Source organism: Stenotrophomonas sp. PFBMAA-4 (assembly GCF_030053215.1).
Taxonomy (GTDB): Bacteria; Pseudomonadota; Gammaproteobacteria; order Xanthomonadales; family Xanthomonadaceae; genus Stenotrophomonas.
On record NZ_JASGBW010000037.1, the window covers coordinates 27,177 to 47,997 of the forward strand.

Genomic DNA, 20,821 nt, shown 5'->3' on the forward strand with positions numbered 1-20,821 from the left:
GTGCTTCATCCACGCATGGCGTGGATCTACCGGTGCTTCATCCACGCATGGCGTGGATCTACCGGTGCTTCATCCACGCATGGCGTGGATCTACCGGTGCTTCATCCACGCATGGCGTGGATCTACTGGTGCCTTGTCCACGCATGGCGTGGATCTACCGGTGCTTCATCCACGCATGGCGTGGATCTACTGGTGCTTCATCCACGCATGGCGTGGATCTACTGGTGCCTTGTCCACGCATGGCGTGGATCTACCGGCGCGCCTGTCGATCGCGCGGGTGTCCGCCTTCCAGTAGATCCACGCCATGCGTGGATGAACGTCCGCACACTCCGCGCATTACAGATCATGCGATTGCGGCCGTTATCGGTGCCTCTGCGCATCGAAAACAGCGCGCGCGTGACACTGCGCACAGCCGTCCTGTGGATTGTTGGTTGCGATTCATCTTCAACGCGATGAAACACGCAGGGACAAACAGTTACGAATGAAAACACTCTAGAATCCCGCCCCCCACGTTGGTTTGCAGTACCCCACGCGCCCACAGAACGGGCGCATGTTTTTTTCTGAAACACGAGATTTCACGGATGTCCCTGAAGACCACCCCGCTGCGCAACGCGATCGTCATCGCGCTGGCTGCCAGCTGCACCACCCCCGCCTTCGCACAGGATGCGGGCGACAACACCACCAACCTCGACCGCATCGAAATCACCGGCTCGCGCATCCGCCAGGCCAGTGTCGAGACCGCCCAGCCGGTGGTCGCGCTCAACCGCGCCGACATCGAGAAGAAGGGCTACGTCAACGTCGCCGACATCCTGCAGGACGTGACCGCTGCCGGCTCGCCGAGCATGAGCCGCGCGTCCTCGCTGACCTCCTCGCGCGACTTTGGTGGCATGTATGTCAGCCTGCGCGACCTGGGCCCGGAACGCAGCCTGGTGCTGATCGACGGCCGCCGCATGGGCGTCAGCGCCGGCGGTTACTCCGACCTGGCCTCGATCCCCTCGGCCATCGTCGAGCGCGTGGAAGTGCTGACCGACGGTGCCTCGGCGCTGTACGGCTCGGACGCCATCGCCGGTGTGGTCAACATCATCACCCGCAAGAACTTCGACGGTGGCGAAGCCAGCGTCTACGTCGGCCAGTACGGTGAAGGCGACGGCCAGAAGCGCTCCTACAGCGCCACCTTCGGCAAGACCTTCGACCGCGGCTGGTTCAGCGTCGGTGCCGAGCGCACCAAGGAAGACGAAGTGATGGGCGGCGCGCGCGAGTTCAGCCGCTACGTCAACGGCCCGCGCCACCCGAACGACGGCCTCAACGGCACCACGCCGTGGGGCAGCGTCACCGTCGGCGGCAAGCCGGTGACGGTCGGCCCGGGCGGCGACCCGACCGATGCAGCCAACTTCCACACGCTGAACCCGGCCGATGGTGCCAACACCAAGACCAACATGAGCCTGCTGACCGGCCTGGAGCGCACTTCGGTGTTCGCCAACGGCGGCTTCTCGGTCAACGACAACCTGCGCATCGTCGCCGACGCGCTGTACAGCAAGCGCGAATCGAGCAAGCACCTGGCCGGCTACCCGTACTCGGTCACCGCCGCACAGGCCCGCAGCGGCGCCCGTGCCGCCCTGTCCAAGGACAGCGCGTTCAACCTGTGGGGCCAGGACGTGCTGTTCTCGCACCGCACCGAAGAACTGCTGCGCGGCACCGAGAACAACCTGGAAACCAAGCGCGGCAGCCTGGGCCTGGAAGGCAGCTTCGAGACCGGCTCGCGCTACTGGGACTGGAACGTCAACTACACCTACAACCGCAATGAAGGCGAGCGCATCGGCACGGGCAGCATGTTCCAGCCGAACGTGAACCAGGCCGTCGGCCCGTCCTTCATCAAGGATGGCGTGGCCTACTGCGGTACCACCGATGCGATCATCGCCGGCTGCGTGCCGTGGAACCCGGCTGCGCCGATGGGCTACACCGGCCCGGGCTCGCTGAGCAACCAGGACGTGCAGGACTACCTGTTCGCCCGCTTCGTGGACAAGAGCCAGACCACCACCAAGGTGGCCAGTGCCAACATCTCCGGCTCGCTGTTCACCCTGCCGGCTGGCGACGTGCTGACCGCGATGGGCTTCGAGCACCGCACCGAAGAAGCACGCTACACCCCGGACCTGATGGTGCAGAACGGCCAGATCGCCGGCACCAGCGGCAAGCCGACCCAGGGCGACTACTCGCTCAACGAGGTCTACCTGGAACTGCAGGTGCCGCTGCTGGCCGACATGGCCTTCGCCCGTGAGCTGTCGCTGGACGTGGCCGGTCGCTACTCGGATTACAACAACTTCGGCTCCACCACCAACAGCAAGTTCGGCGTGAAGTGGAAGCCGATCGACAGCCTGCTGGTGCGCGCCACCTACGGCACCGGCTTCCGTGCGCCCACCGTGGACGATCTGTACGGCGGCACCGTCAGCAGCCGTGACTCGTTCACCGATCCGTGCGACACCTCGTTCGGCACCGCCGCCACCAGCGCTGCGGTTGCTGCACGCTGCAAGGCCCTGAACGTGCCGGCCAACTTCCGCCAGCTCAACAGCGACGGCACCGTCGCCAGCAAGCCGGGCCAACAGGCCACCACCGATTTCAGCTCGGGTTCCAACCCGGACCTGAAGCCGGAAACCGCCAAGACCTGGACCGTGGGCCTGGTCTACAGCCCGGACTTCGTGCAGGGCCTGGACGTCAGCCTGGACTGGTGGAAGATCCGCATTGACAACGCCATCGTCGGCGAGTCGGCCACCAGCATCCTGGAACAGTGCTACGTGCAGGGTTCGGATGCCGCCTGCGGCCGCTTCACCCGCGGCAGCAACGGCCAGGTCAACGGGCTGGACCGCTCGCTGGTCAACGCCGGCTACCGCGAAACCGCCGGCTATGACATCAGCGCACGCTACCGCCTGCCGGAAACCGCGTTCGGCAAGTTCGCCGTCACCTGGAACACCACCTACACCGACTACCTGGAGCAGCGTAACGACAACGCCGCCACCACGCCGGTGGAGCAGCTGACCAGCTGGGGTGGCAACTTCCGCGTGCGCTCGACCTTCAACCTGGACTGGCAGTACGGCAACCTGGGCATCGGTTGGACCGCGCGCTACTACTCCAGCATGAAGGAGAAGTGCTCCTACATGGACGAGTGCAACATCCCGGGCTTCAGCTCGGCCTACACCGATGCCTCGCCGACCAACAAGGTGGGCTCGAACACCTTCCACGACCTGCAGGTGCGTTACAGCCTGCCGTGGGATGGCACCGTTTCGCTGGGCCTGAACAACGTGTTCGACCACCAGGGTCCGGTCATGTACAGCCAGCCGAACAGCAGCTTCGTCTACTACGGCGGCTTCGACATCGGTCGTTTCATGTACATGAAGTACCAGCAGCGCTTCTAAGCCTGCACCCGCGTTCCCGTTCCGGCCAACTCTCTCCTGGCCGGAGATGGAAGCAGAACGGCGCCCCTCGGGGCGCCGTTCTTTTTTGCCGGAACCGGGGTTGGATCCCTTCGCGATTACCGCTTCGCCGCCCGCATCGCGCGCACGTTCTCGCCGACAAACAGCACCAGCCCGGCCCAGATCACCGCAAAGCCAATCGCCTTGCCGGTGTCGAATGCCTCGTGGAAGAAGAACACGCCCAGCAGCAGCTGCAGGCTCGGCGCGATGTACTGCAGGATGCCGACCAGCGACAGCGGAATGCGCTTCACCCCGTAGGCGAAGCCGATCAGCGGCACGGCGGTGACCACGCCACCGAAGACCAGCAGCAGGTCGTTGCGCCAGCCCCAACCATGGAAGAACGCGCCGCCATGGCCGTTCTCGGCCCACACCGCAAACGCCAGCGCCGGCAGGAACAGGTACAGGCTTTCCACGCCCAGCCCGGCCACCGGATCCACCGACACCAGCTTGCGCAGCAGGCCGTACAGGCCGAACGAGCAGGCCAGCCCCAGCGCGATCCACGGCGGCGTGCCGGCATCGATGGTCAGCCAGGCCACGCCCACGGCGGCCATCGCCACCGCCACCCACTGCAGGCGGCGCAGGCGTTCCTTCAGCACCAGCACGCCCAGCAGCACGTTCACCAGCGGATTGATGAAGTAGCCCAGGCTGGTTTCAATCACGTGCCCGGCGTTGACCGCCCAGATGTACAGGCCCCAGTTGAAAGCGATGGTCAGGCTGGATACCGCCAGGATCGGCAGCGCGCGTGGCTGCGCGGCGATCTTCCGCCACCAGCCCAGGCGCGCACTCAGCAGCAGCCACGCCACCACCAGCACCGTTGACCAGATGATGCGGTGGGCGATGATCTGGAACGACGGCACCTCGTTGAGCAGATGCCAGTACACCGGCACCAGCCCCCACAACACGAAGGTCGAAGCGGTAACCAGCAACCCGCGGCGTTGTTCTTGTTCGTCCATGCTCATTTCTTCCAGGTCCGCGCCATGGTCAGCACCACCACGCCCAGCAGGATCACCGCCATGGCCAGGAAGTCGCGCCAGCCGAAATGCTCACCGTTCAGTGCCGCACCCAGCAGCACCGCAATCACCGGGTTCACGTACGCATAGCTGCCGGCCAGCGCCGGGCGCACGTTGTGCAGCAGCCAGACGTAAGCGGTGAAGGCCACGATGGAACCAAAGACACACAGGTAAGCCATCGCCAGCAGGCCGCTGGTATCGGGCAGCGTGGTCGGGCGCTCGCCCACCGCCAGGCCGATCAGCACCAGCAGCACGCCGCCGCAGATCATCTGCCCGGCGGCGGTCATGAACGGGCCGGGCAGGTCCAGCCCGCGCGCCCACACCGAGCCGAAGGCCCAGCCGACCGGTGCGATCAGCAGCAGCACCAGCCCGGTCGGCGAGGCGGTCAGGCTGCTGCCGGCGTTGAGCCAGACCACGCCGATGAAGCCCACCGCGATTCCCAGCCATTCACCACGGCTGGCGTGCTGGCCGCGCAGCGCCGAGAACAGCGCCATCCACAGCGGTACCGAGGCCACCGCCGTGGCCGCCAGGCCCGAGGAGACCTCGCGCTCTGCCAGCACCACCATGCCGTTGCCCAGCACCAGCATGGTCACGCCCATGATGACCAGGTTGCGCCACTGCCGCAGGGTCGGCCGCGGCATCTTCCAGAACAGGCGCAGGGCCAGGTACATCAGGCCGCCGGCAATGATGAAGCGGCTGCCGGACACCATCGTGAGCGGCAGCGCGCCACCGTGCAGGGCCTTGGCGATGCCCAGGTAGGTCGAGCCCCAGACCACGTAGACCAGCAGCAGCGCCAGCGCGACAAGGCCACCCCGGGGGGCAGCCGCAGAAGGAACAGGGGAAGCCGACATGACACACCAGCAGGCAGGGGAAAACGGATTCTAGAAGGTTCGGCCGGTGGAAATAACCCTGCTTCCGGCAGGCGCGCGGGCCTTGTGCGGCGCGGCTGAACGCGCAACATGCGACACCGCGTACGACGATCTAGCTATGGTCCCCCCTGCGCGCCGCTGTCACCCTGTGCGGTCCCCATGCCCTGCCCGCCCCTCCGGCACCCGGCGTTGACGTGGGATGCAGTACCTAGGAGGCTGGCTGGCAGCGCCCACGCGCGCCCCTGGCACCGATCTTTCCCGCATGGAAGCACCGCATCGAGGATCCTCACCCAGATGAGCACCACGTCCCAACCTGCTGTCCCCAGCACCGACGGCGCCGCGCTGCGCCGCTCGATCTCCAATACCCTCAAAGGCTCCGCCGGCAACCTGGTGGAGTGGTATGACGTCTACGTGTACTCGGTGTTCGCCGTGTACTTCGAATCGCAGTTCTTCTCGCCCGAAGACAAGAACTCCACGATGTACGTGTGGGCGATCTTCGCCGCCACCTTCCTGATGCGCCCGATCGGCGCCTGGTTCTTTGGCCGCTTCGCCGACCGCCACGGCCGTCGCCTGGCGCTCACCGTGTCGGTCACCCTGATGGCCGTCTGCTCCTTCCTCATCGCCATCACGCCCACGGCGGCCAGCATCGGCATCTGGGCGGCGATCATCCTGCTGTTCGCGCGCCTGCTGCAGGGCTTCGCCACCGGCGGCGAGTACGGCGCCAGCGCCACCTACATGTCCGAGGCTGCCATTCCCGGCCGCCGTGGCTTCCTGTCCTCGTTCCACTACGTCACCCTGGTCGGTGGCCACGTGCTGGCGCAGCTCACGCTGTTCCTGATGCTGAATTTCTGGGGCAAGCCGGAAATCTCCGAGTTCGGCTGGCGCATCGCCTTCGGCATCGGCGGCATCGCCGCGGTCGTGGTGTTCTGGCTGCGCCGTGGCATGGACGAGACGATGGAAGAATCGTCGATCGAGGCCGCGCGCGAAGGCAAGGCGAAGAAGTCCGGCTCGATGTACGAGCTGTTCGTGCACCAGTGGCGCCCGCTGCTGCTGTGCTTCCTGATCACCGCCGGCGGCACCATTGCCTTCTACACCTACTCGGTGAACGGCCCGAAGATGATCCAGAGCGCCTTCGCCGCGGATGATCCGATGACCGCCACCCTGGTCAACCTGGGCGTGCTGACGTTCCTGATGGTGCTGCAGCCGGTCGGTGGCTGGCTGTCGGACATCATCGGCCGCAAGAGCCTGCTGGTGTTCTTCGGCGTGGGCGGCGTGCTGTACAGCTGGTACCTGATCACCCAGCTGCCGCACCAGCACGATGCCACCCTCGCCTTCCTCACCCTGGCGCTGGGCTTTGTCATCCTCACCGGCTACACCTCCATCAACGCGGTGGTGAAGGCCGAACTGTTCCCCACCCACATCCGTGCACTGGGCGTGGGCCTGGGCTATGCGCTGGCCAACTCGCTGTTCGGTGGTACCGCGCCGCTGCTGTACCAGGGCGCGCTGAAGACCGGCCACGTCGACTGGTTCGCCATCTACGTCACCGCCACGATCGCGGTATCGTTGGTGGTCTATGTCTTCTTCCTCACCAACAAGGGCCCGAACTGGCTCGACGGCACCCGCAAGTAAGGGCGCTGTGTTGATGGCGGCCACCGGTGCAATGCCGGTGGCTGCTGCGTCTCCGGCGTCGCCGCTGATGTGGATGGCGGTGGTGCTGGCTGCAGCCACGGCAGTGGCCTGGCTGCTGCGCCGCCCCAGTGCGCAGGCCGCGTGGCCGCGTATCGGCTTCGGGGTGGCATTGCTGGTGTTCTGTGCCGCACTGGCGCTGCAGCTGGCGGTGGACCTGGGCAACGGCCACAGCTCCCTGGCGATGAGTACCCACCCGCGCGGCGGGCAACTGCACCCGATGGGCATGCGCACGATGGTGGCGTGCTATCTGGCCGCGCTTGCTGCCAGCGGCTGGGGCGCGTGGAGGCTGCTGCGCCGCCGCCGGTAGTGCCGGCCGCTGGCCGGCAACGGGCGACCGGCGACCGGTAGAGTCGACTGTTAGTCGACTGCTCTTCGATCAGGCTGCCAAGAATCCCGCGCTGCGCGCGTAGTCGACCAACGGTCGACTCTACCTCCGTCGTCGCACCGGATTGCCGGCCAGCGGCCGGCACTACCCTCAACGGCGGGCGGCGTCGCTCTTCTCACGGGCACCGTGGAATTCCGACGCCTTCTCCCACTGCGGCCAGCGGCGGCTGTTGGCCAGTTCGACGCCCAGGTCGTAGACCAGCAGGGTGTCGGCGGCGTGGCCGGCCGGGTCCCAGCTCGGGGTCCAGGCATCGCAGGCCTGGTGGTAGCAGTCGGCGAAGTACTTCTCGCGCAGCGCGCGGCCGGCCTCGACGCCGCCGTCCAGCTTGTCCAGGCCCGGGCCGATGGTGATGGCCGGCACGCCCAGGCGGGCGAAGGCGAAGTGGTCGGCGCGGTAGAAGAAGCCCGCTTCCAGGTTCGGGTCGGGGCTGTAGCTGCGGCCACGGGCCTTGGCCACGCGTTCCAGGTCGCCTTCCAGCGACACCCGGCCCTTGCCCCACGAGGCGATGTCACGCGTCGCACCGTCCGGGCTGAACATTTCGATGTTGAGCACGGCGGCGGTCTTTTCCAGCGGCGCCAGCGGGTGCGCGGCGTAGTAGCTCGCACCCAGCAGGCCCTTCTCCTCCGCGGTCAGGGCCACGAAGTACAGGCTGCGCTGCGGCTGCGGGCCGGCCGCGAACACACGGCCCAGTTCCAGCACGGTGGCCACGCCGGTGGCGTTGTCGATGGCACCGTGGCGGATGCGGTCACCCTTGGCATCGGGCTGGCCGATACCGAAGGCATCCCAGTGCGCCGAGAAGATCACGGCCTCATCGCCATGCTCGCCACCGGGCAGCTTGGCCACCACGTTGCGGGTCACCACCTGCTCGCGCTTCAGTGCGAAATCCACGCTCAGCTTCGCGTTGTCCAGCACCACCGGGCGGAAATCGGCCTGCATGGCCTTGCGCTTCTCGGCGTCGAAATCCAGGCCCGCGTCGGCGAAGATCGCCTCGGCCAGTTCGCGCTGCATCCAGCCACGCAGCGGCGTGTGCTGGGCCATCGCTTCGGCCTGGCCGCGTTCGATGTCGAACAGCGGCGAGGTGCCCGAGCTCTTCACCGTGGCCCAGCCGTAGGCGGCCGGTGCGGTCTCGTGCACGATCAGCACGCCCTCGGCACCGCGGCGTGCGGCTTCCTCGAACTTGTAGGTCCAGCGGCCGTAGTAGGTCACTGCCTTGCCGTCGAACGCGCCCGGTGCATCGGCTTCGAAATCAGCGTCGTTGATCAGCACCACGGCGATCTTGCCGTGCAGGTCCACGTCCTTGTAATCGTTCCACTGGCGCTCGGGTGCATCGATGCCGTAGCCGACGAACACCAGCGGCGCGTTGTTGATCTGCACGCGCTTGCGCGGCTGCAGGCTCTGCAGCGTCACGTCCACGCCGTTGGCCAGCGTGCGCTTGCCCTTCTTCAGCTGCAGGCTGGCCTTGGCCGGGCCATCCAGCTGCGCACGCACCAGCGGCACCGGCTGCACCCAGCTGCCATCGGTGCCACCGGGCTGCAGGCCGTAGCTGCGGAACTGCTCGATCAGGTACTGCACGGTGCGTTCTTCGCCTGCGCTGGCCGGTGCGCGGCCCTCGAACTCGTCCGAGGCCAGCACCCGCACGTGGCGCGACAGTGCCTGCGGATCGATGCCGCCGCCGGGCAGGTCGTTGGCCGCATGGGCCAGGCCCCCGACGAAGAGGCAGGACGACAGCAGCAACACGCGCATCGGATTCACGGCAATACCACGGCAGGAAGGGGAGTCACCAGAGTGTAACGTGGTCGTGACACCACGGCGCAGCCGTGCCGGTCAGCGGCGTGCGCGGTCCAGCCAGCACGCCAGGCCCTGCGCGTTGAGCTCGATGTCCATCGCCAGCACCTCGGCCACCGCCGCCTGGTCCAGTGCGCAGCCGTGCTGCTGCGCGCGTTCCAGGTACAGCGCCTGCAGCGCGGCCAGCAGGCAACGGTGGCGGTCGGCGCGGCCATCGCACTGGCGGCCGATCGCCGCCATCGCATCGATCTGCTCGAACAGGTCGCCGGCCAGCTTTTCGACCTGCTGCACGCGGCCGTAGTGGGTCAGGTACATCGCCTGCGGGCCGTAGCCCAGCATGCGCTGGATCGAGGCCTTCATCGCCTCCGGGTCGAACTGCACCGGCGAGGAGGTGGGGAAGATGAAGGCGCCCTGCGCGCTGTCCAGCTCGCGGTAGGAAATGCCGAACGTATCGCCGGTGAACCAGCTGCGGCTGCGTGCATCCCACACGCAGTAGTGGTGCTGCGCGTGGCCGGGGGTGTGCAGCAGCAACAGCTCGCGGCCCGCCAGGTCGATGCGGTGGCCATCTTCGGCCACCACCACGCGGGCCTCGGCAATCGCTTCGATGCGGCCGTAGCTGCGGGCGATTTCCTCGGCACCATAGACGGCGGTGGCACCGGCAATCAGCCGGGTCGGGTCGATCATGTGCGGCGCACCGCGCGGGTGCAGCACGGCCTTTGCATTGGGCAGCTGCTGCATCAGCAGGCCCGCACCACCGGCATGGTCCAGATGCACGTGGGTCAGCAGCAGCCAGTCCACTGCCTCCACGCCCAGCCCCGCATCAGCCAGCGCCTGCAGCATGGCCGGCACGGACAGGCCGGTGCCGCAGTCGACGAAGGCCGCACGGCCGTTTTCGACAATGAGGTAGGCGGCGTCGAAATCGGGACGCTGGAAGCCGGTATCGATGGTGTGGATGCTGGGATCGGCGGTCATCGGCACGCACCTGGCAGGATCAGGAACAGACCCCCATGGTAGGCGCCAGCGCGGGCCCGGTTCGATGCGGCTTTGGTCGGGTAGTGCCGGCCGCCGGCCGGTTGTGGACGGGTCGGCGGCGGGTAGAGTCGACTGTCAGTCGACTTCGCGCGCAGCGCGGAATTTGGCGATGCCCGACAGGAGAGCAGTCGACCAACGGTCGACTCTACCTTTGCAGCCAGCGTGGCCGCAGCAGCAACGCCAGCACCAGCACCGCCAGGAACGCGCCGTAGGCATACAGCACGGCCAGCACCTGCGGCCAGATGGGTCCGGCACCGGGCTGCACGCGGCCGATGTGATAGCCCCACAGCATCGAGCCGATGCTCAGGGCGAAGGCCAGCGCCAGGGTGGTGGTATCGAACAGGCGCCGCCGCGCGGTGCGCGGCTGGCGCGGGAACAGCCAGTACAGGCTGCCCAGCAGCAGGAACCAGGGCAGGAACAGCAGCAGCGACAACCAGGCCATCGCAGACTCCATGTCATCGCGCCGGGGGCGCGCGGCCATCATGCCATGGGTGGTGAGGCGTGGTAGCGCCGGCCGCTGGCCGGCATGTCCCGTGCGGTTGCCGGCCAGCGGCCGGCACTACCCGTCATTCGGCGCGCAGCGCTGCCAGCGCGTGCAGCACGGCATCCACTTCGGCTTCCAGCTTGAACAGCTCGCTCTGCAGCTGGTCGCCCTGCTCGGCCTGCTTGATCACGGCGATCAGTTGGCCGGCATCGCGCGGCGAATCGAAGCCTTCGCTCTGGATCAGCAGCGTGCCGTCACCGGCGGTCAGCTTGAAGTAGAAGCGGCCGTCCTTTTCGCGGTACTGCTTGAACAGCGGCGGGGCCACGCGGGCCACGCCGGCGTCCTCGCTGGCGATGTCGCCGGCGCTGGACAGGTCACGCAGGCCCACCGCATGGCGCAGCTCTTCCAGCAGCGGTGCCGCCAGCTGCTCGCGCAGCTGCTGGCCACGGCGCTTGAGCAGCGCTTCGATCTTTTCCGGCTCGGCCATCAGCGCGTTGTAGCGCTCGCGCAGCGGCGACAGCTCGCCATCGATGCGCTCGAACAGCTGCTGCTTGGCATCGCCCCAGCTGATGCCGGCGGCAAAGGCCTTGGCAAATTCAGCGGTCTGTTCCGGGGTGGCGAAGGCCTGGTACATCTGGAACAGCGCCGAGCCCTCGGTGTCCTTCGGCTCGCCCGGTGCGCGCGAATCGGTGAGGATCGAGAACACCAGCTTCTTCAGCTCCTCGCGCGGCACGAACAGCGGAATGGTGTTGTGGTAGCTCTTGCTCATCTTGCGGCCGTCCAGGCCGGCCAGCGTCGCCACCTGCTCGTCGATCACTACGTCCGGCAGCGGGAAGTATTCCTTGCCGTAAACGTGGTTGAAGCGCTGGGCGAAATCGCGCGCCATCTCGATGTGCTGGATCTGGTCGCGGCCCACCGGCACCTGGTTGGCCTTGAAGATGAGGATGTCGGCGGCCATCAGCACCGGGTACATGAACAGGCCGGCGCTGACGCCTGCATCTTCATCCACGCCCTCTTCGCGGTTCTTGTCCACCGCCGCCTTGTAGGCATGCGCGCGGTTGAGGGTGCCCTTGCTGGCGATGGCGGTGAGGAACCACATCAGCTCGGTGGTCTCGCGGATGTCGCTCTGACGGTAGAACCACACGTGTTCCGGGTCCAGGCCACAGGCCAGCCAGCTGGCGGCGATCTCCAGGGTCGCGCGCTGGGTGCGCTGCGGGTCCTGCGATTTGATCAGGCTGTGCAGGTCGGCCAGGAAGAAGAAGCTCTCGATGTCCGGGGCGCGGCTGGCGGCAATGGCCGGACGGATGGCGCCAACGTAGTTGCCCAGGTGGGGCGTGCCGGAGGGGGTGATACCGGTAAGGACTCGGGTCGTCATGACTGCGTGGGGGTAACCTTCGATGAACGGGGCCAGTTTACCGCGCCCGTGACCAACCCCGTCAGGGCCTGCGGCGCGTTTGTTCACCCAACCCCGCTGGAGACGCCCGATGAAACGCCTGCTGCCCCTGCTGCTGATCCTGCCCCTGGCCGGCTTCCGCCCGGCCCCGCTGCCGCCGCCGGTCGCCCAGGACGGCCCGGTCCGCATGACCCTGGTCGACCGCGACCGCGGCACCGAACTGCGCAGCTATCCGGCCGACGGCCAGCGCTGGGTGGCCGGCGATCGTGGCCATCGCTATGCGGTGCGCCTGTACAACGACAGCCCGCGCCGGGTGCTGGTGGTGTTGTCGGTGGATGGCATCAATGCCATTTCCGGCGAGGAGGCCAACCCCTCCCAGACCGGCTACGTGCTCAACCCCGGCCAGCGCGCGGACATCACCGGCTGGCGCAAGAGCCAGGACGAGGTGGCCCAGTTCGTGTTCAGCAGCCCTGGCAACAGCTATGCCAGCCGCACCGGGCGGCCGGACAACGTGGGCGTGATCGGTATCGCGGTGTTCAACGAGCGCACCCAGTGGCGGCCGGAGCCGCGCCCCATCCTGCGCCGGCCGGCGTCGCCCGCACCCATGGCTGAAGCCTCCGCAGCCGCCGACAGCAGCGCCCGTGCCAGCCGTGCCGAAGGCTACGCGGCCAAGTCGCAGGCACCGGCACTGGGCACCGGCCACGGCGACCGCGAGACCTCGCAGGTGCGCGACACCACCTTCGACCGCGCCAGCCGCGATCCGTCCTACGTGAGCGAACTGCGCTACGACAGCGCACGCAACCTGCGCGCACGCGGCATCGTGCTGGATGCGCCCTCGCGCCTGCCGCGCGAGCCGCAGGCCTTCCCCAACCGTTACGTGCCCGACCCGCCCTCGCGCTGAGGCAGACAGCACGACGCCCGCACCATCACGGTACGGGCGCCGGGCTGTGGGGGCGCGCTGTGGGGGAAGCGCGACGGACCTTTACTTGAAGTCCGGATAATCCTTGCGGACGCTGTCGGAGAACTCGTGCACTTCCTTCTCCGCGCGGTCCTTGGCCCAGCCATAGCGTTCCTGCAGACGGCCGGCCAGATACTCGGCGTTGCCTTCGGCCACATCGAAATCGTCGTTGGTCAGATCGCCCCACTTGGCCTGTGCCTTGCCCTTGAGCTGCGACCACTTGCCGGAAATGATGTCTTTGTTCATTGCTGGAACCCTTGGTTGCAACGGCGTTCTTACCGTGGTTCCAGCTTCGCGCATCGGCTGTTGGCCAGCGGTCAACCCGCAATGAAAAGCGTGCTCACCTGCTTGAATGGTTCACTCCGCCTGCACCCTGGAAAGCGCGCACAAAAAAGGCCGGGACAATGTCCCGGCCTCTTTCATTGGGCACCACCCCGGGCTCAGTTGCCCTTGGCGGCATCCTCAACCGACTGGCCTGCCTTCTGCACATCCTTGCCGGCGCCGGCAACGGTGTTGCAGCCAGCCAGCATGGCCACCGAGAACATCGACAACAGCATCAGGGCAACTACACGCTTCATGGTCTTCTCCTGGGGTTCGCCACTACATGGTTTTCATCGCGCTTGGCCATTCCCGCAGTGGAGTGGCCTTGCGTGAAGTGCAATCTGGCGTCTGCCGCGTGCAGCGAGTGTGAACAGGCTTCCAGGCCGTTCAGGTGCAGGCCGCTGACGCTCAGTCGCGCATCAGCGTGGACTTGCCGAACAGGCTTTCCACCAGGTCCACGGCCAGCTCGGCGGTCGCGTTCTGCTTGTCCAGCAGCGGGTTCAGTTCAACGATGTCCAACGAACCCATGCGGCCGCTGTCGGCAATCATCTCCATCACCAGCTGCGCCTCCCGGTAGTTCACCCCGCCCGGCACCGTGGTGCCCACGCCCGGGGCAATGCTCGGGTCGAGGAAATCCACATCGAAGCTGACGTGCAGGTGGGTGTTCTCGTCGATGCCGGCCAGTGCCGCTTCCACGGTGCGCTTCATGCCGTTCTCGTCGATGTAGCGCATGTCGTACACATCGACCTTGTGGGTCTTGATCAGGCGCTTCTCGTCCGGGTCCACCGAGCGGATGCCGATCTGGTGCATCTGCGCCGGGGTGATGGCCGGGCTGCTGCCGCCCAGCTGGGTCAGCGCGTCCGGGCCGAGCCCGCACAGGCAGGCCACCGGCATGCCGTGGATGTTGCCCGACGGGGTGACATCGCTGGTGTTGAAATCCGAATGTGCATCCAGCCACAGCACGCGCAGGGTCTTGCCCTGTTCGCGGCACCAGCGGGCCACGGCAGTAATCGAACCGATGCCCAGGCAATGGTCGCCGCCCAGCATGATCGGCATGCGCCCGGCCTGCAGTTCAGCGTAGCTGGCGTCCATCAGCGCGCGGTTCCAGGCCACCACCTCGTCCAGGTGGCGGTAGCCCTGCACCGGCGTGGTCCACGGGTTGCGCGGGCCGTCCAGGTTGCCCAAGTCGCGCACGTCCACGCCGCGCGCCTCCAGCGCCTCCGGCAGGCCAGCCACGCGCAGGGCTTCCGGGCCAAGCCGTGCACCGCGATGGCCCGCGCCCACGTCGGTGGGCACGCCGATGAGGGTTACGGAAATGGGATGGGCCATGGGTGCCTCCTGCAGGCGAAAAAGAAGCACAGTCTAGCCAGAGGCATGTGACACCACTCGCGGCGGTGCAGCAGGGCAACGGCAATCAGCGGTGCCGCACCGGCGTCACGCTCTGCACCTCGCCGCTGTTGCGCAGCATGCACAGGAAGCGGCCATCGGGGTAATCGATGATCAGTTCCTGGTAATCGCTGCCCACCGGCACCTGCGTCACCAGCGTGCCCTGTGCGCCCTTGCGCGTGTTGCAGGCCCCCAGCGCGTTGCCACCGCTGGGTGCGCTGTACGCGGCGCGCGAGGTGTTGCGGAACACCGCGCGGCAGCCGCCATTCACCCACACCGAGTGCCGCGACAGGCCCCAGTTCTGGCCCTGCTCGCAGCGCGTGCGGCTGATCTGGCGGGCAACTTCCACGTTGCCGCGCGTGTCCATCCCGCACGACACCTGGCGCTGGTCAGTGGATTCGCAGGTGACCTCACTCGGCAGCGCCGCACCCTCATCGTCATCGTGGTGGTGGCGGTCGTGCCGCTCTGTCGCGGCCGGTGCACCGCTGCCGCTGACCTGGCAGATGCCGTTGGCGCCGCCACGGCCGGTGTAGCTGATCTGCGGCGTGCCGTCGTCACCGCGGGTGATCGACAGGGTCACGCCGCTCTGCGCATCACGCGCTTCGAAATAGCGGTCGTTGAAGCGCTTCAGCGCCGCCTCCCGCCCCTGCACGTAGACCGGGCCGCCCTCGTCGGCGTGCACATCCAGGCCACCGGGGCAGCTTGCGTTGAAGAACGGCACGGCGGCCATGGCCGGGGCCGCGAAGGCGGCGCACAACAGTGCAGCGGTAAGGGAAACAGCGTGGCGACGCATGATGGATTCCCAAGGCGGCCCGGATGGGCGGATGGCGACAGTATGCGTCGGGAGGGGCGCGCCGGTCCGTGAGGAATATCAAGACCTCGATCGGCCATCGCGGGGCCGGTGCGTCACGGGCCGGCGCTATCATCCGGGCACCCCAAGGACGACCGGACCACCCGCATGGCCACCTCCAGCTTCGCCCCCGCCCAGCAGATCCTGCTGGCGCTGCAGCAGCGCATCCACGCCTTCAGCCTGGACACCGCCATCGAGTACGCGCTGGACATCGACGACCCGGCCGGGCCGTTGTGGCTGGCGCTGCAGACGCGGCTGACCGTGGCACCGTTGTACGGCGGCCTGCACGTGGAATTTTTCGGCAACCCGTGGGACGAACCGTTCGAATGGACGCTGGCCTGTCTGTCTGATCCAGGCGTGGCCGCTGCGGTCATGTCGCTGCGCTTCACCGGCGGGGATGAAGGTGCCAACGGCAGCCGCGAATGGGCGTTCACCACCCTGTTGGACAGCAACGTGCAGTTCCCGCGCCTGCGCTCGCTGGTCATCAGCCCCACATCGCCGGAGCACCACAACACCTCGCTGATCCAGCGCGCAGGCTCGATCATGGAAGAGGCGGGCGAGATCGCCCGCTTCGCCAGCCGTGCCCCGCACCTGACCGAACTGGTGGTGCCCAACGCGCCGGATGCCCGCTTCTTCGACGTGCCACTGCGCCACCTGAACGTGCTGCAGATTGGCGGCGGCTACGACACCCAGCACTTCATCGAGCACCTGGCCGCATCGCGCAACCTGCCGGCACTGGGCCTGCTGGATTTCAGCGAATCCACCGAACTGCAGTTCACCTGGGCCGATGCGCGGCAGGCCAATGCGGTGACACCGTTTGCCGCCTACGAACGGCTGTTCGCCAGTGACGCGTTCGCGGCGGTGCATACCTTCCGCCTGCGCAACAGTGCGCTCAGCGTGGCGCAGTTGCAGACGCTTCAGGCCCTGCGGCCGGGGTTGCAGTTCATGGTCATCCAGGCGGGCATGGGCGGCTACGTCAGCCATTTCGAGAAGAACGTGTTCCCGTGGGCGCATCTGGTGCCGGGCGATACCGGGCAGCGGTAGCGCTGTGCTTGGCACAGCACTGAGGGTGTGCATGGCCTGGTGCTGCTGTTAAGCCAGCTTTGCAGTGCACGTGGGGCGTGGCTTCAAGCGTTGCGATGTAGTTGATTGCGTCAGCACACCTCGAACACGCTCGCGCACGTTGTCGCTTTTGCCATTTGATCCGGAAAAACAGGCCAATCGCGATAATTCATTTTTCCTTTCGGAAACAGCGGATTCATCCGAACAATTGATTGGCGCGTCACGACTTTGCGTGCCCAAGATGAATTGCCACCCGCATCGGGTGGCCGGGACTTCCAAACCCGTGTTGTGATGAAGCAAGTTTGCGCTTGTCAGCCGACGTCGCCTGTATGTGGCGGCGTCGGCTGGCAATCCGTCTGCGGCTGTATGGCGGGCGGTGCGTGGGGGCCTTGTGCCCGCCGGCTCATCATTCCCGGTTTTGGAAGCCACGCATCGTCCGCCACCCTCAGCCGGTGGCATCTCCATTACTGCCGAGGATGCCCGCATGTCCAAATCCCGCCACCCGTACCTGACCGCCACCCTGGGCGACGCCGCCACGCAGCTGCCGCCCGATCTGGCCCAGCCACTGGAGGACGCCTTCGCTGCCGCAAATGAAGTGCCCTGCACCATCACCCTGCGCAACTGCCTGCTGAACATTGCCGCCGGCGATGCCGCGGATGGACAGCCCTGGCCGTTGCCGACCCGCACGCCCGGCCAGGCCGTCGACAATGCACGCCGGGACCGCAGCGCCGCCGGGTTGGTCGCGCTGCTGGAGCTGTATCACGCCAACGAGCGCGTGCGCGTGGATGGCGAGGAAAAGGACGATATCGGCGACGGCGCGCGCGAAGGACTCATGCTGGCCTGCCGGGGGCTGGCCGAATATGTGGCGTTGCAGTCACGGCCGGGGTGAGGCGGCGCACTCCGACTCACCGGCCCTGGTCACCACCTTTCCAGCCACGTCCACCATGCAGAAGCGGCCATTGAACCAGCGGGACTCCGCCTCGTCCTTGTTGCCCGGCGTGCCCGGTGTGCGCCCCCAGAGTTCCACCTGGTAGCGCTTGCCGCTCTGCAGCGCGGGCGCGGGCGGTCCGCCTTCCCCGTAGGGCAGACACTGCCCCGGCGGCAGCGGCGGTTCGGCAGACCCAGACTGCAGGAAGTCACGTTCCCAGATCGGCGCGCCGCCCGTGCCGACTTCCATCACCGAAACACCGGTGATGAGCGGCGCGTTGGCGCGCGTTTCGCGGGTATCGGGCACGCCGAAACAGGGCACACCGCCACGGTCCTGGATGGTCGCCTGCTGGTAGCGCCCGGCGGGCGACGAACAGCTGGCCATCATCGGCAGCAGCAGGCCCAGCAGCGCGACCGGCACTCGCAGTTGCATCATCGGGTTGTCCTCGGCAGGTTGTCCTTGCTGCTGCGGTCGGCAAGGAACTGGGAAAGCGTGTGTTCCAGCTGTGTGCCGATGCCGGCCACCGCGCGATATCGGGTGTTGTTCATGCGCGACTGTGAGCCACGGAAGGTGACGAGGAAGTAGTCGGCCAGCATGTCACCCTGCGCCTCCATGTTGTAGTCGTGGAACAGGCGCGTTTCGTCCAGTACGTAGTCATAGCTCATGCCCGGCCTCGGCCCGCGCACGAGCTTGACGTTGTAGCCGAGCTGGTACTGCCAGACATGCGTCATCTCGTGGATGAAGAACTGCTGGTTACCGATGCTGTCGGCGGAGAAGTCATCGAGGTAGATGCCCTTGGGGAAGTACATTTCGCCGTTCGGGGTGACAGCGGTGTTCTTGTCCTGGAAGCCGAAAAACAGCCAATAGCCGTGGTTGTGGACCTTTACGCTGCTGTAGTCGACTGCATCGCCGAACACCAGCCGTGCCATCTCGATCTCGCCCGGGGTCAGACTGCGCTCATGGCCCGGCGCACTCACCGGCACAACCGAGGTGCCCATTTCGTCGGAGGTGGTCATCACCCCATCAAGCTCGAAGACCTCCTTGGCGTCGGCGCTGGCCGGCGACGTACGTGCGCAGCAGCCGGTCGGCTGCTCGGGCGGATGCAGCTCGGCACGCGCGATGGGCTGGCTCTGGCCGGATGACACGCGTGCCGTTTCGCCCTGTTCATTGGTGGTGCCGTTGATGGACTGGCCATCGGCCAGGTGCAGCGTGTACGGCACATTCGCCAACGGTGTCCCCTGCGAGCCGACGAAGCGGACCGCCTGGTCGTACGCAGGCAGCACCTTGCTGGCGAGCGGCGCCACGGCGCCCACGATGGCGGCCACCTTGCCTGCGGCACCCGAGCTTCCGCCTGCACCGCCCGCGGCCGCGCCGCCACCGCCACCGCCACCGCCGGTGACATGCACCACGGACTGCTGGCTGGACAGCACCCGGCAGCCGCAGGCAAGCGCGCTGCCATGCAAGGCAACCGGCTGGCCATCGACCATCAGCGTGGCATCGCCTTCGACAATCGCGAAGACGCCTTTATGCAGACTTGGGCAGGTTGCCTTGTCCCCGATACGCGCGACGCCCTTGCCGGCAACATCGGTGTCACCCGAGGCGGTGATCACCCGACCGCCGCTGGAGGTAACGTCCCCCATCACAATCCAGTTTCGTGCCATGTCCGTCATCCGTTGCAGACCGTGGCCCATGATGCGACGAATCTGGCGGCCTCAACTGAATAGGCGGCTGGGGGCGGCGAGGGGCTGGGCTGCCGTGGGCGGGGTTTTGAATGTCGGCATCTGCCTTGCACTGGCACGCGCGCACCGATATAAAATGGCCGCACCACTCCTCCTTTGCCGCGTCATTCGGTTGACTCAACGGCTCAGGACGAAAAAACCGCCGAAAGGCGGTTTTTTCACATTTGCAGGAAGCAAATATGGCGATCACGACAGCGGTCTACGTGGACGGCTACAACCTCTACTACGGCCGCATCAGAAACACGTGCTTCAAATGGATTGATGTCGTGAGGCTATTCGAGATCCTGCTCCACGATCAGAACCCGACGAATGAACTAGCGCACGTGCACTATTTCACAGCAATGGCATTGGGGCGCTTTGCTACTCATGGCGGCGCTTCAGTTGCGGCACAAGCGTGCTACCTGCGCGCGCATGAACATCTCCACCCTGATCGATTCCTCAAGACATTGGGCAGGCACAGCATGGAGAGAAAGGGAACACTGCTTCCAGTCTTCAACCCAGACGGCCCTTATGACCGCAAGCAACGCATACGGGTGTGGAAAATTGAGGAGAAGCAGACGGATGTGAACATCGCCTTGGCGATGTATCGGGATGCAGCATCCGGGAGATATGCGCAGATGGTTATTTGTTCAAATGACAGCGACGTTGAGCCGGTGCTCAGGGCGATTCGAGAGGACTTTCCTCACATACGACTGGGCGTAGTGACGCCAAGACACCCTCCGGATGGCGGTGGCCCCGCAGGGAGGTCAGTGAGTTCGTCTCTCGATGGGAGGGCGGACTGGACAAGAACGCACCTCTTGGACGACGAACTGAAACGCGCCCTGCTGCCACTGCGCGTACAAACGGGAAGGAAGCCCATCCGAAAGCCTGAACACTGGTAGCCATACGAGCGCGCACGGCATGCTCACAGGGGCCAAGGGCCACGTTCTGCGCCATGGCCGGCCATGATCTGGTGCCGCTTATCCGAATCGAACGGATGACCTACTGTTTACAAGACAGTTGCTCTACCAACTGAGCTAAAGCGGCATGGGTGCTTCACCGGCGGCAGTGCCGCGGTGGGGCGATTCTAGCGCAGTCGCGTGCATTCCAGCGACCGCTGCTGTGCGGCACCACTGCGCTGCTGCGCCTGCGCCGGTTCGCTGCCGGCGGCCAGCTGCCCTTCCAGCCACCACTGGCCGGCGTCGCCGCTGGCCACCAGACGCGGCTGGAAGCCGGCGGCCTTCACGGCGGCAATGCGGCGCTCGGCGCCCTCGCGGTTGCGGTACTGGCCCAGGGCGATGGCGTTGCTCTCTTCGCCCTGGCTGATGATGTAGTAATCGCTGAGACCGGCGGCGACGATGCGCTTGACCGTGGCCTGCGCCTCCTCGCGGCTGGCGGCGGCTGGCAGCAGCACGCGGTAGCGGGTGCTGCCGCTGGCGGCGGGCTGTTCGCGCAGGCGCGCCGGGGCCAGCAGGCTGCCGGCGCGG

19 protein-coding genes, 1 tRNA gene and 1 pseudogene are annotated in these 20,821 nt (G+C 66.6%); 7 read left to right on the plus strand and 14 right to left on the minus strand.

What is annotated here, in order from left to right; all coding sequences use genetic code 11:
* Nucleotides 1–581: 581 nt before the first annotated feature.
* Nucleotides 582–3,407 carry a TonB-dependent receptor gene (locus tag QMZ26_RS18685; protein ID WP_108758399.1) on the plus strand — a complete coding sequence of 942 codons (2,826 nt, stop codon included), beginning with the start codon at nucleotides 582–584 and terminating at the stop codon, nucleotides 3,405–3,407.
* Between the two features lie 116 nt (nucleotides 3,408–3,523).
* Here QMZ26_RS18685 and rarD read toward each other — a convergent pair whose 3' ends face one another.
* Together rarD and yedA are read right to left on the minus strand one after the other, a co-directional pair.
* Complete coding sequence (gene rarD, locus QMZ26_RS18690) at nucleotides 3,524–4,423, minus strand: EamA family transporter RarD (RefSeq protein ID WP_283222323.1); 900 nt, start codon at nucleotides 4,421–4,423, stop codon at nucleotides 3,524–3,526.
* A complete protein-coding gene (yedA, locus tag QMZ26_RS18695; RefSeq protein ID WP_200733078.1) occupies nucleotides 4,420–5,325 on the minus strand; it encodes a drug/metabolite exporter YedA in 906 nt (301 codons plus the stop codon). The genes rarD and yedA overlap by 4 nt, the downstream gene beginning before the upstream one ends.
* Before the next feature lie 312 nt (nucleotides 5,326–5,637).
* Here yedA and QMZ26_RS18700 point away from each other — a divergent pair, with 312 nt between their 5' ends.
* Both QMZ26_RS18700 and QMZ26_RS18705 read left to right on the plus strand, forming a co-directional pair.
* The gene (locus QMZ26_RS18700; protein ID WP_200733079.1) at nucleotides 5,638–6,972 is read left to right on the plus strand and encodes an MFS transporter; all 1,335 of its coding nucleotides are present in this window, start codon (nucleotides 5,638–5,640) and stop codon (nucleotides 6,970–6,972) included.
* Nucleotides 6,973–7,003: 31 nt separating this feature from the next.
* Entirely contained in the window at nucleotides 7,004–7,339 is a 336-nt protein-coding gene (locus QMZ26_RS18705) for a hypothetical protein (RefSeq protein ID WP_283222331.1), read from the plus strand.
* Between the two features lie 168 nt (nucleotides 7,340–7,507).
* Here the strand turns inward: QMZ26_RS18705 and QMZ26_RS18710 are convergent, their stop codons facing one another.
* The 4 genes from QMZ26_RS18710 to QMZ26_RS18725 form a co-directional block, all read right to left on the minus strand.
* Entirely contained in the window at nucleotides 7,508–9,160 is a 1,653-nt protein-coding gene (locus tag QMZ26_RS18710; protein WP_283222332.1) for a M28 family metallopeptidase, read from the minus strand.
* Between the two features lie 81 nt (nucleotides 9,161–9,241).
* Nucleotides 9,242–10,174, minus strand: coding sequence for an MBL fold metallo-hydrolase (locus QMZ26_RS18715; protein WP_200733080.1), 933 nt, complete (start codon nucleotides 10,172–10,174; stop codon nucleotides 9,242–9,244).
* Between the two features lie 205 nt (nucleotides 10,175–10,379).
* The gene (locus tag QMZ26_RS18720; protein WP_200751719.1) at nucleotides 10,380–10,676 is read right to left on the minus strand and encodes a hypothetical protein; all 297 of its coding nucleotides are present in this window, start codon (nucleotides 10,674–10,676) and stop codon (nucleotides 10,380–10,382) included.
* 124 nt (nucleotides 10,677–10,800) lie between these two features.
* Nucleotides 10,801–12,093 (minus strand): tryptophan--tRNA ligase, encoded by a 1,293-nt coding sequence (locus QMZ26_RS18725; RefSeq protein ID WP_283222324.1) that lies wholly within the window; start codon nucleotides 12,091–12,093, stop codon nucleotides 10,801–10,803.
* A gap of 109 nt (nucleotides 12,094–12,202) precedes the next feature.
* Between QMZ26_RS18725 and QMZ26_RS18730 the strand changes: the two genes are divergently transcribed.
* Nucleotides 12,203–13,012 (plus strand): hypothetical protein, encoded by an 810-nt coding sequence (locus QMZ26_RS18730; RefSeq protein WP_283222325.1) that lies wholly within the window; start codon nucleotides 12,203–12,205, stop codon nucleotides 13,010–13,012.
* An 81-nt stretch (nucleotides 13,013–13,093) separates the two neighbouring features.
* On the opposite strand, the gene QMZ26_RS18735 is transcribed toward QMZ26_RS18730, so the two are convergent.
* The 4 genes from QMZ26_RS18735 to QMZ26_RS18750 all read right to left on the minus strand — a co-directional run bounded on the left by QMZ26_RS18735 (nucleotide 13,094) and on the right by QMZ26_RS18750 (nucleotide 15,569).
* Nucleotides 13,094–13,315 (minus strand): CsbD family protein, encoded by a 222-nt coding sequence (locus tag QMZ26_RS18735; RefSeq protein WP_079224919.1) that lies wholly within the window; start codon nucleotides 13,313–13,315, stop codon nucleotides 13,094–13,096.
* Between the two features lie 194 nt (nucleotides 13,316–13,509).
* The gene (locus tag QMZ26_RS18740) at nucleotides 13,510–13,647 is read right to left on the minus strand and encodes an entericidin A/B family lipoprotein (RefSeq protein ID WP_079224917.1); all 138 of its coding nucleotides are present in this window, start codon (nucleotides 13,645–13,647) and stop codon (nucleotides 13,510–13,512) included.
* A 151-nt stretch (nucleotides 13,648–13,798) separates the two neighbouring features.
* Nucleotides 13,799–14,719, minus strand: a complete 921-nt coding sequence (gene rocF / locus QMZ26_RS18745) for an arginase (protein ID WP_079224915.1) — start codon at nucleotides 14,717–14,719, stop codon at nucleotides 13,799–13,801.
* Between the two features lie 85 nt (nucleotides 14,720–14,804).
* A complete protein-coding gene (locus QMZ26_RS18750; RefSeq protein ID WP_283222326.1) occupies nucleotides 14,805–15,569 on the minus strand; it encodes a DUF3011 domain-containing protein in 765 nt (254 codons plus the stop codon).
* A gap of 165 nt (nucleotides 15,570–15,734) precedes the next feature.
* On the opposite strand from QMZ26_RS18750, the gene QMZ26_RS18755 reads away from it, so the two are divergent.
* A complete protein-coding gene (locus QMZ26_RS18755) occupies nucleotides 15,735–16,670 on the plus strand; it encodes a hypothetical protein (protein ID WP_283222327.1) in 936 nt (311 codons plus the stop codon).
* Between the two features lie 502 nt (nucleotides 16,671–17,172).
* Complete coding sequence (locus QMZ26_RS18760) at nucleotides 17,173–17,577, plus strand: hypothetical protein (protein ID WP_283222328.1); 405 nt, start codon at nucleotides 17,173–17,175, stop codon at nucleotides 17,575–17,577.
* Here the strand turns inward: QMZ26_RS18760 and QMZ26_RS18765 are convergent.
* Nucleotides 17,563–18,051 (minus strand): hypothetical protein, encoded by a 489-nt coding sequence (locus QMZ26_RS18765; RefSeq protein WP_283222329.1) that lies wholly within the window; start codon nucleotides 18,049–18,051, stop codon nucleotides 17,563–17,565. The two genes, QMZ26_RS18760 and QMZ26_RS18765, sit on opposite strands and share 15 nt — an antisense overlap.
* Nucleotides 18,048–19,307, minus strand: a complete 1,260-nt coding sequence (locus QMZ26_RS18770) for a PAAR domain-containing protein (protein WP_283222330.1) — start codon at nucleotides 19,305–19,307, stop codon at nucleotides 18,048–18,050. The genes QMZ26_RS18765 and QMZ26_RS18770 overlap by 4 nt, the downstream gene beginning before the upstream one ends.
* 227 nt (nucleotides 19,308–19,534) lie before the next feature.
* Here QMZ26_RS18770 and QMZ26_RS18775 point away from each other — a divergent pair, with 227 nt between their 5' ends.
* Nucleotides 19,535–20,236, plus strand: coding sequence for an NYN domain-containing protein (locus tag QMZ26_RS18775; RefSeq protein WP_108758381.1), 702 nt, complete (start codon nucleotides 19,535–19,537; stop codon nucleotides 20,234–20,236).
* Nucleotides 20,237–20,305: 69 nt separating this feature from the next.
* On the opposite strand, the gene QMZ26_RS18780 is transcribed toward QMZ26_RS18775, so the two are convergent.
* Together QMZ26_RS18780 and QMZ26_RS18785 are read right to left on the minus strand one after the other, a co-directional pair.
* Nucleotides 20,306–20,381 (minus strand) — tRNA-Thr (locus QMZ26_RS18780).
* 40 nt (nucleotides 20,382–20,421) lie between these two features.
* A pseudogene (locus QMZ26_RS18785) lies at nucleotides 20,422–20,821 on the minus strand (SPOR domain-containing protein); the annotation flags it as partial.

Bases quoted from the DNA above. Each gene is read 5' to 3' on its own strand.
- QMZ26_RS18730 (WP_283222325.1), top strand. From the start codon at position 12,203: ATGAAACGCCTGCTGCCCCTGCTGCTGATCCTGCCCCTGGCCGGCTTC.
- QMZ26_RS18755 (WP_283222327.1), top strand. From the start codon at position 15,735: ATGGCCACCTCCAGCTTCGCCCCCGCCCAGCAGATCCTGCTGGCGCTG.
- QMZ26_RS18710 (WP_283222332.1), bottom strand. From the start codon at position 9,160: ATGCGCGTGTTGCTGCTGTCGTCCTGCCTCTTCGTCGGGGGCCTGGCC.
- QMZ26_RS18705 (WP_283222331.1), top strand. From the start codon at position 7,004: ATGCCGGTGGCTGCTGCGTCTCCGGCGTCGCCGCTGATGTGGATGGCG.
- QMZ26_RS18725 (WP_283222324.1), bottom strand. From the start codon at position 12,093: ATGACGACCCGAGTCCTTACCGGTATCACCCCCTCCGGCACGCCCCAC.
- QMZ26_RS18735 (WP_079224919.1), bottom strand. From the start codon at position 13,315: ATGAACAAAGACATCATTTCCGGCAAGTGGTCGCAGCTCAAGGGCAAG.
- QMZ26_RS18685 (WP_108758399.1), top strand. From the start codon at position 582: ATGTCCCTGAAGACCACCCCGCTGCGCAACGCGATCGTCATCGCGCTG.
- QMZ26_RS18765 (WP_283222329.1), bottom strand. From the start codon at position 18,051: ATGATGCAACTGCGAGTGCCGGTCGCGCTGCTGGGCCTGCTGCTGCCG.
- QMZ26_RS18775 (WP_108758381.1), top strand. From the start codon at position 19,535: ATGGCGATCACGACAGCGGTCTACGTGGACGGCTACAACCTCTACTAC.
- rocF (WP_079224915.1), bottom strand. From the start codon at position 14,719: ATGGCCCATCCCATTTCCGTAACCCTCATCGGCGTGCCCACCGACGTG.
- QMZ26_RS18770 (WP_283222330.1), bottom strand. From the start codon at position 19,307: ATGGGCCACGGTCTGCAACGGATGACGGACATGGCACGAAACTGGATT.
- QMZ26_RS18740 (WP_079224917.1), bottom strand. From the start codon at position 13,647: ATGAAGCGTGTAGTTGCCCTGATGCTGTTGTCGATGTTCTCGGTGGCC.
- QMZ26_RS18715 (WP_200733080.1), bottom strand. From the start codon at position 10,174: ATGACCGCCGATCCCAGCATCCACACCATCGATACCGGCTTCCAGCGT.
- yedA (WP_200733078.1), bottom strand. From the start codon at position 5,325: ATGTCGGCTTCCCCTGTTCCTTCTGCGGCTGCCCCCCGGGGTGGCCTT.
- QMZ26_RS18720 (WP_200751719.1), bottom strand. From the start codon at position 10,676: ATGGCCTGGTTGTCGCTGCTGCTGTTCCTGCCCTGGTTCCTGCTGCTG.
- rarD (WP_283222323.1), bottom strand. From the start codon at position 4,423: ATGAGCATGGACGAACAAGAACAACGCCGCGGGTTGCTGGTTACCGCT.
- QMZ26_RS18750 (WP_283222326.1), bottom strand. From the start codon at position 15,569: ATGCGTCGCCACGCTGTTTCCCTTACCGCTGCACTGTTGTGCGCCGCC.
- QMZ26_RS18700 (WP_200733079.1), top strand. From the start codon at position 5,638: ATGAGCACCACGTCCCAACCTGCTGTCCCCAGCACCGACGGCGCCGCG.
- QMZ26_RS18760 (WP_283222328.1), top strand. From the start codon at position 17,173: ATGTCCAAATCCCGCCACCCGTACCTGACCGCCACCCTGGGCGACGCC.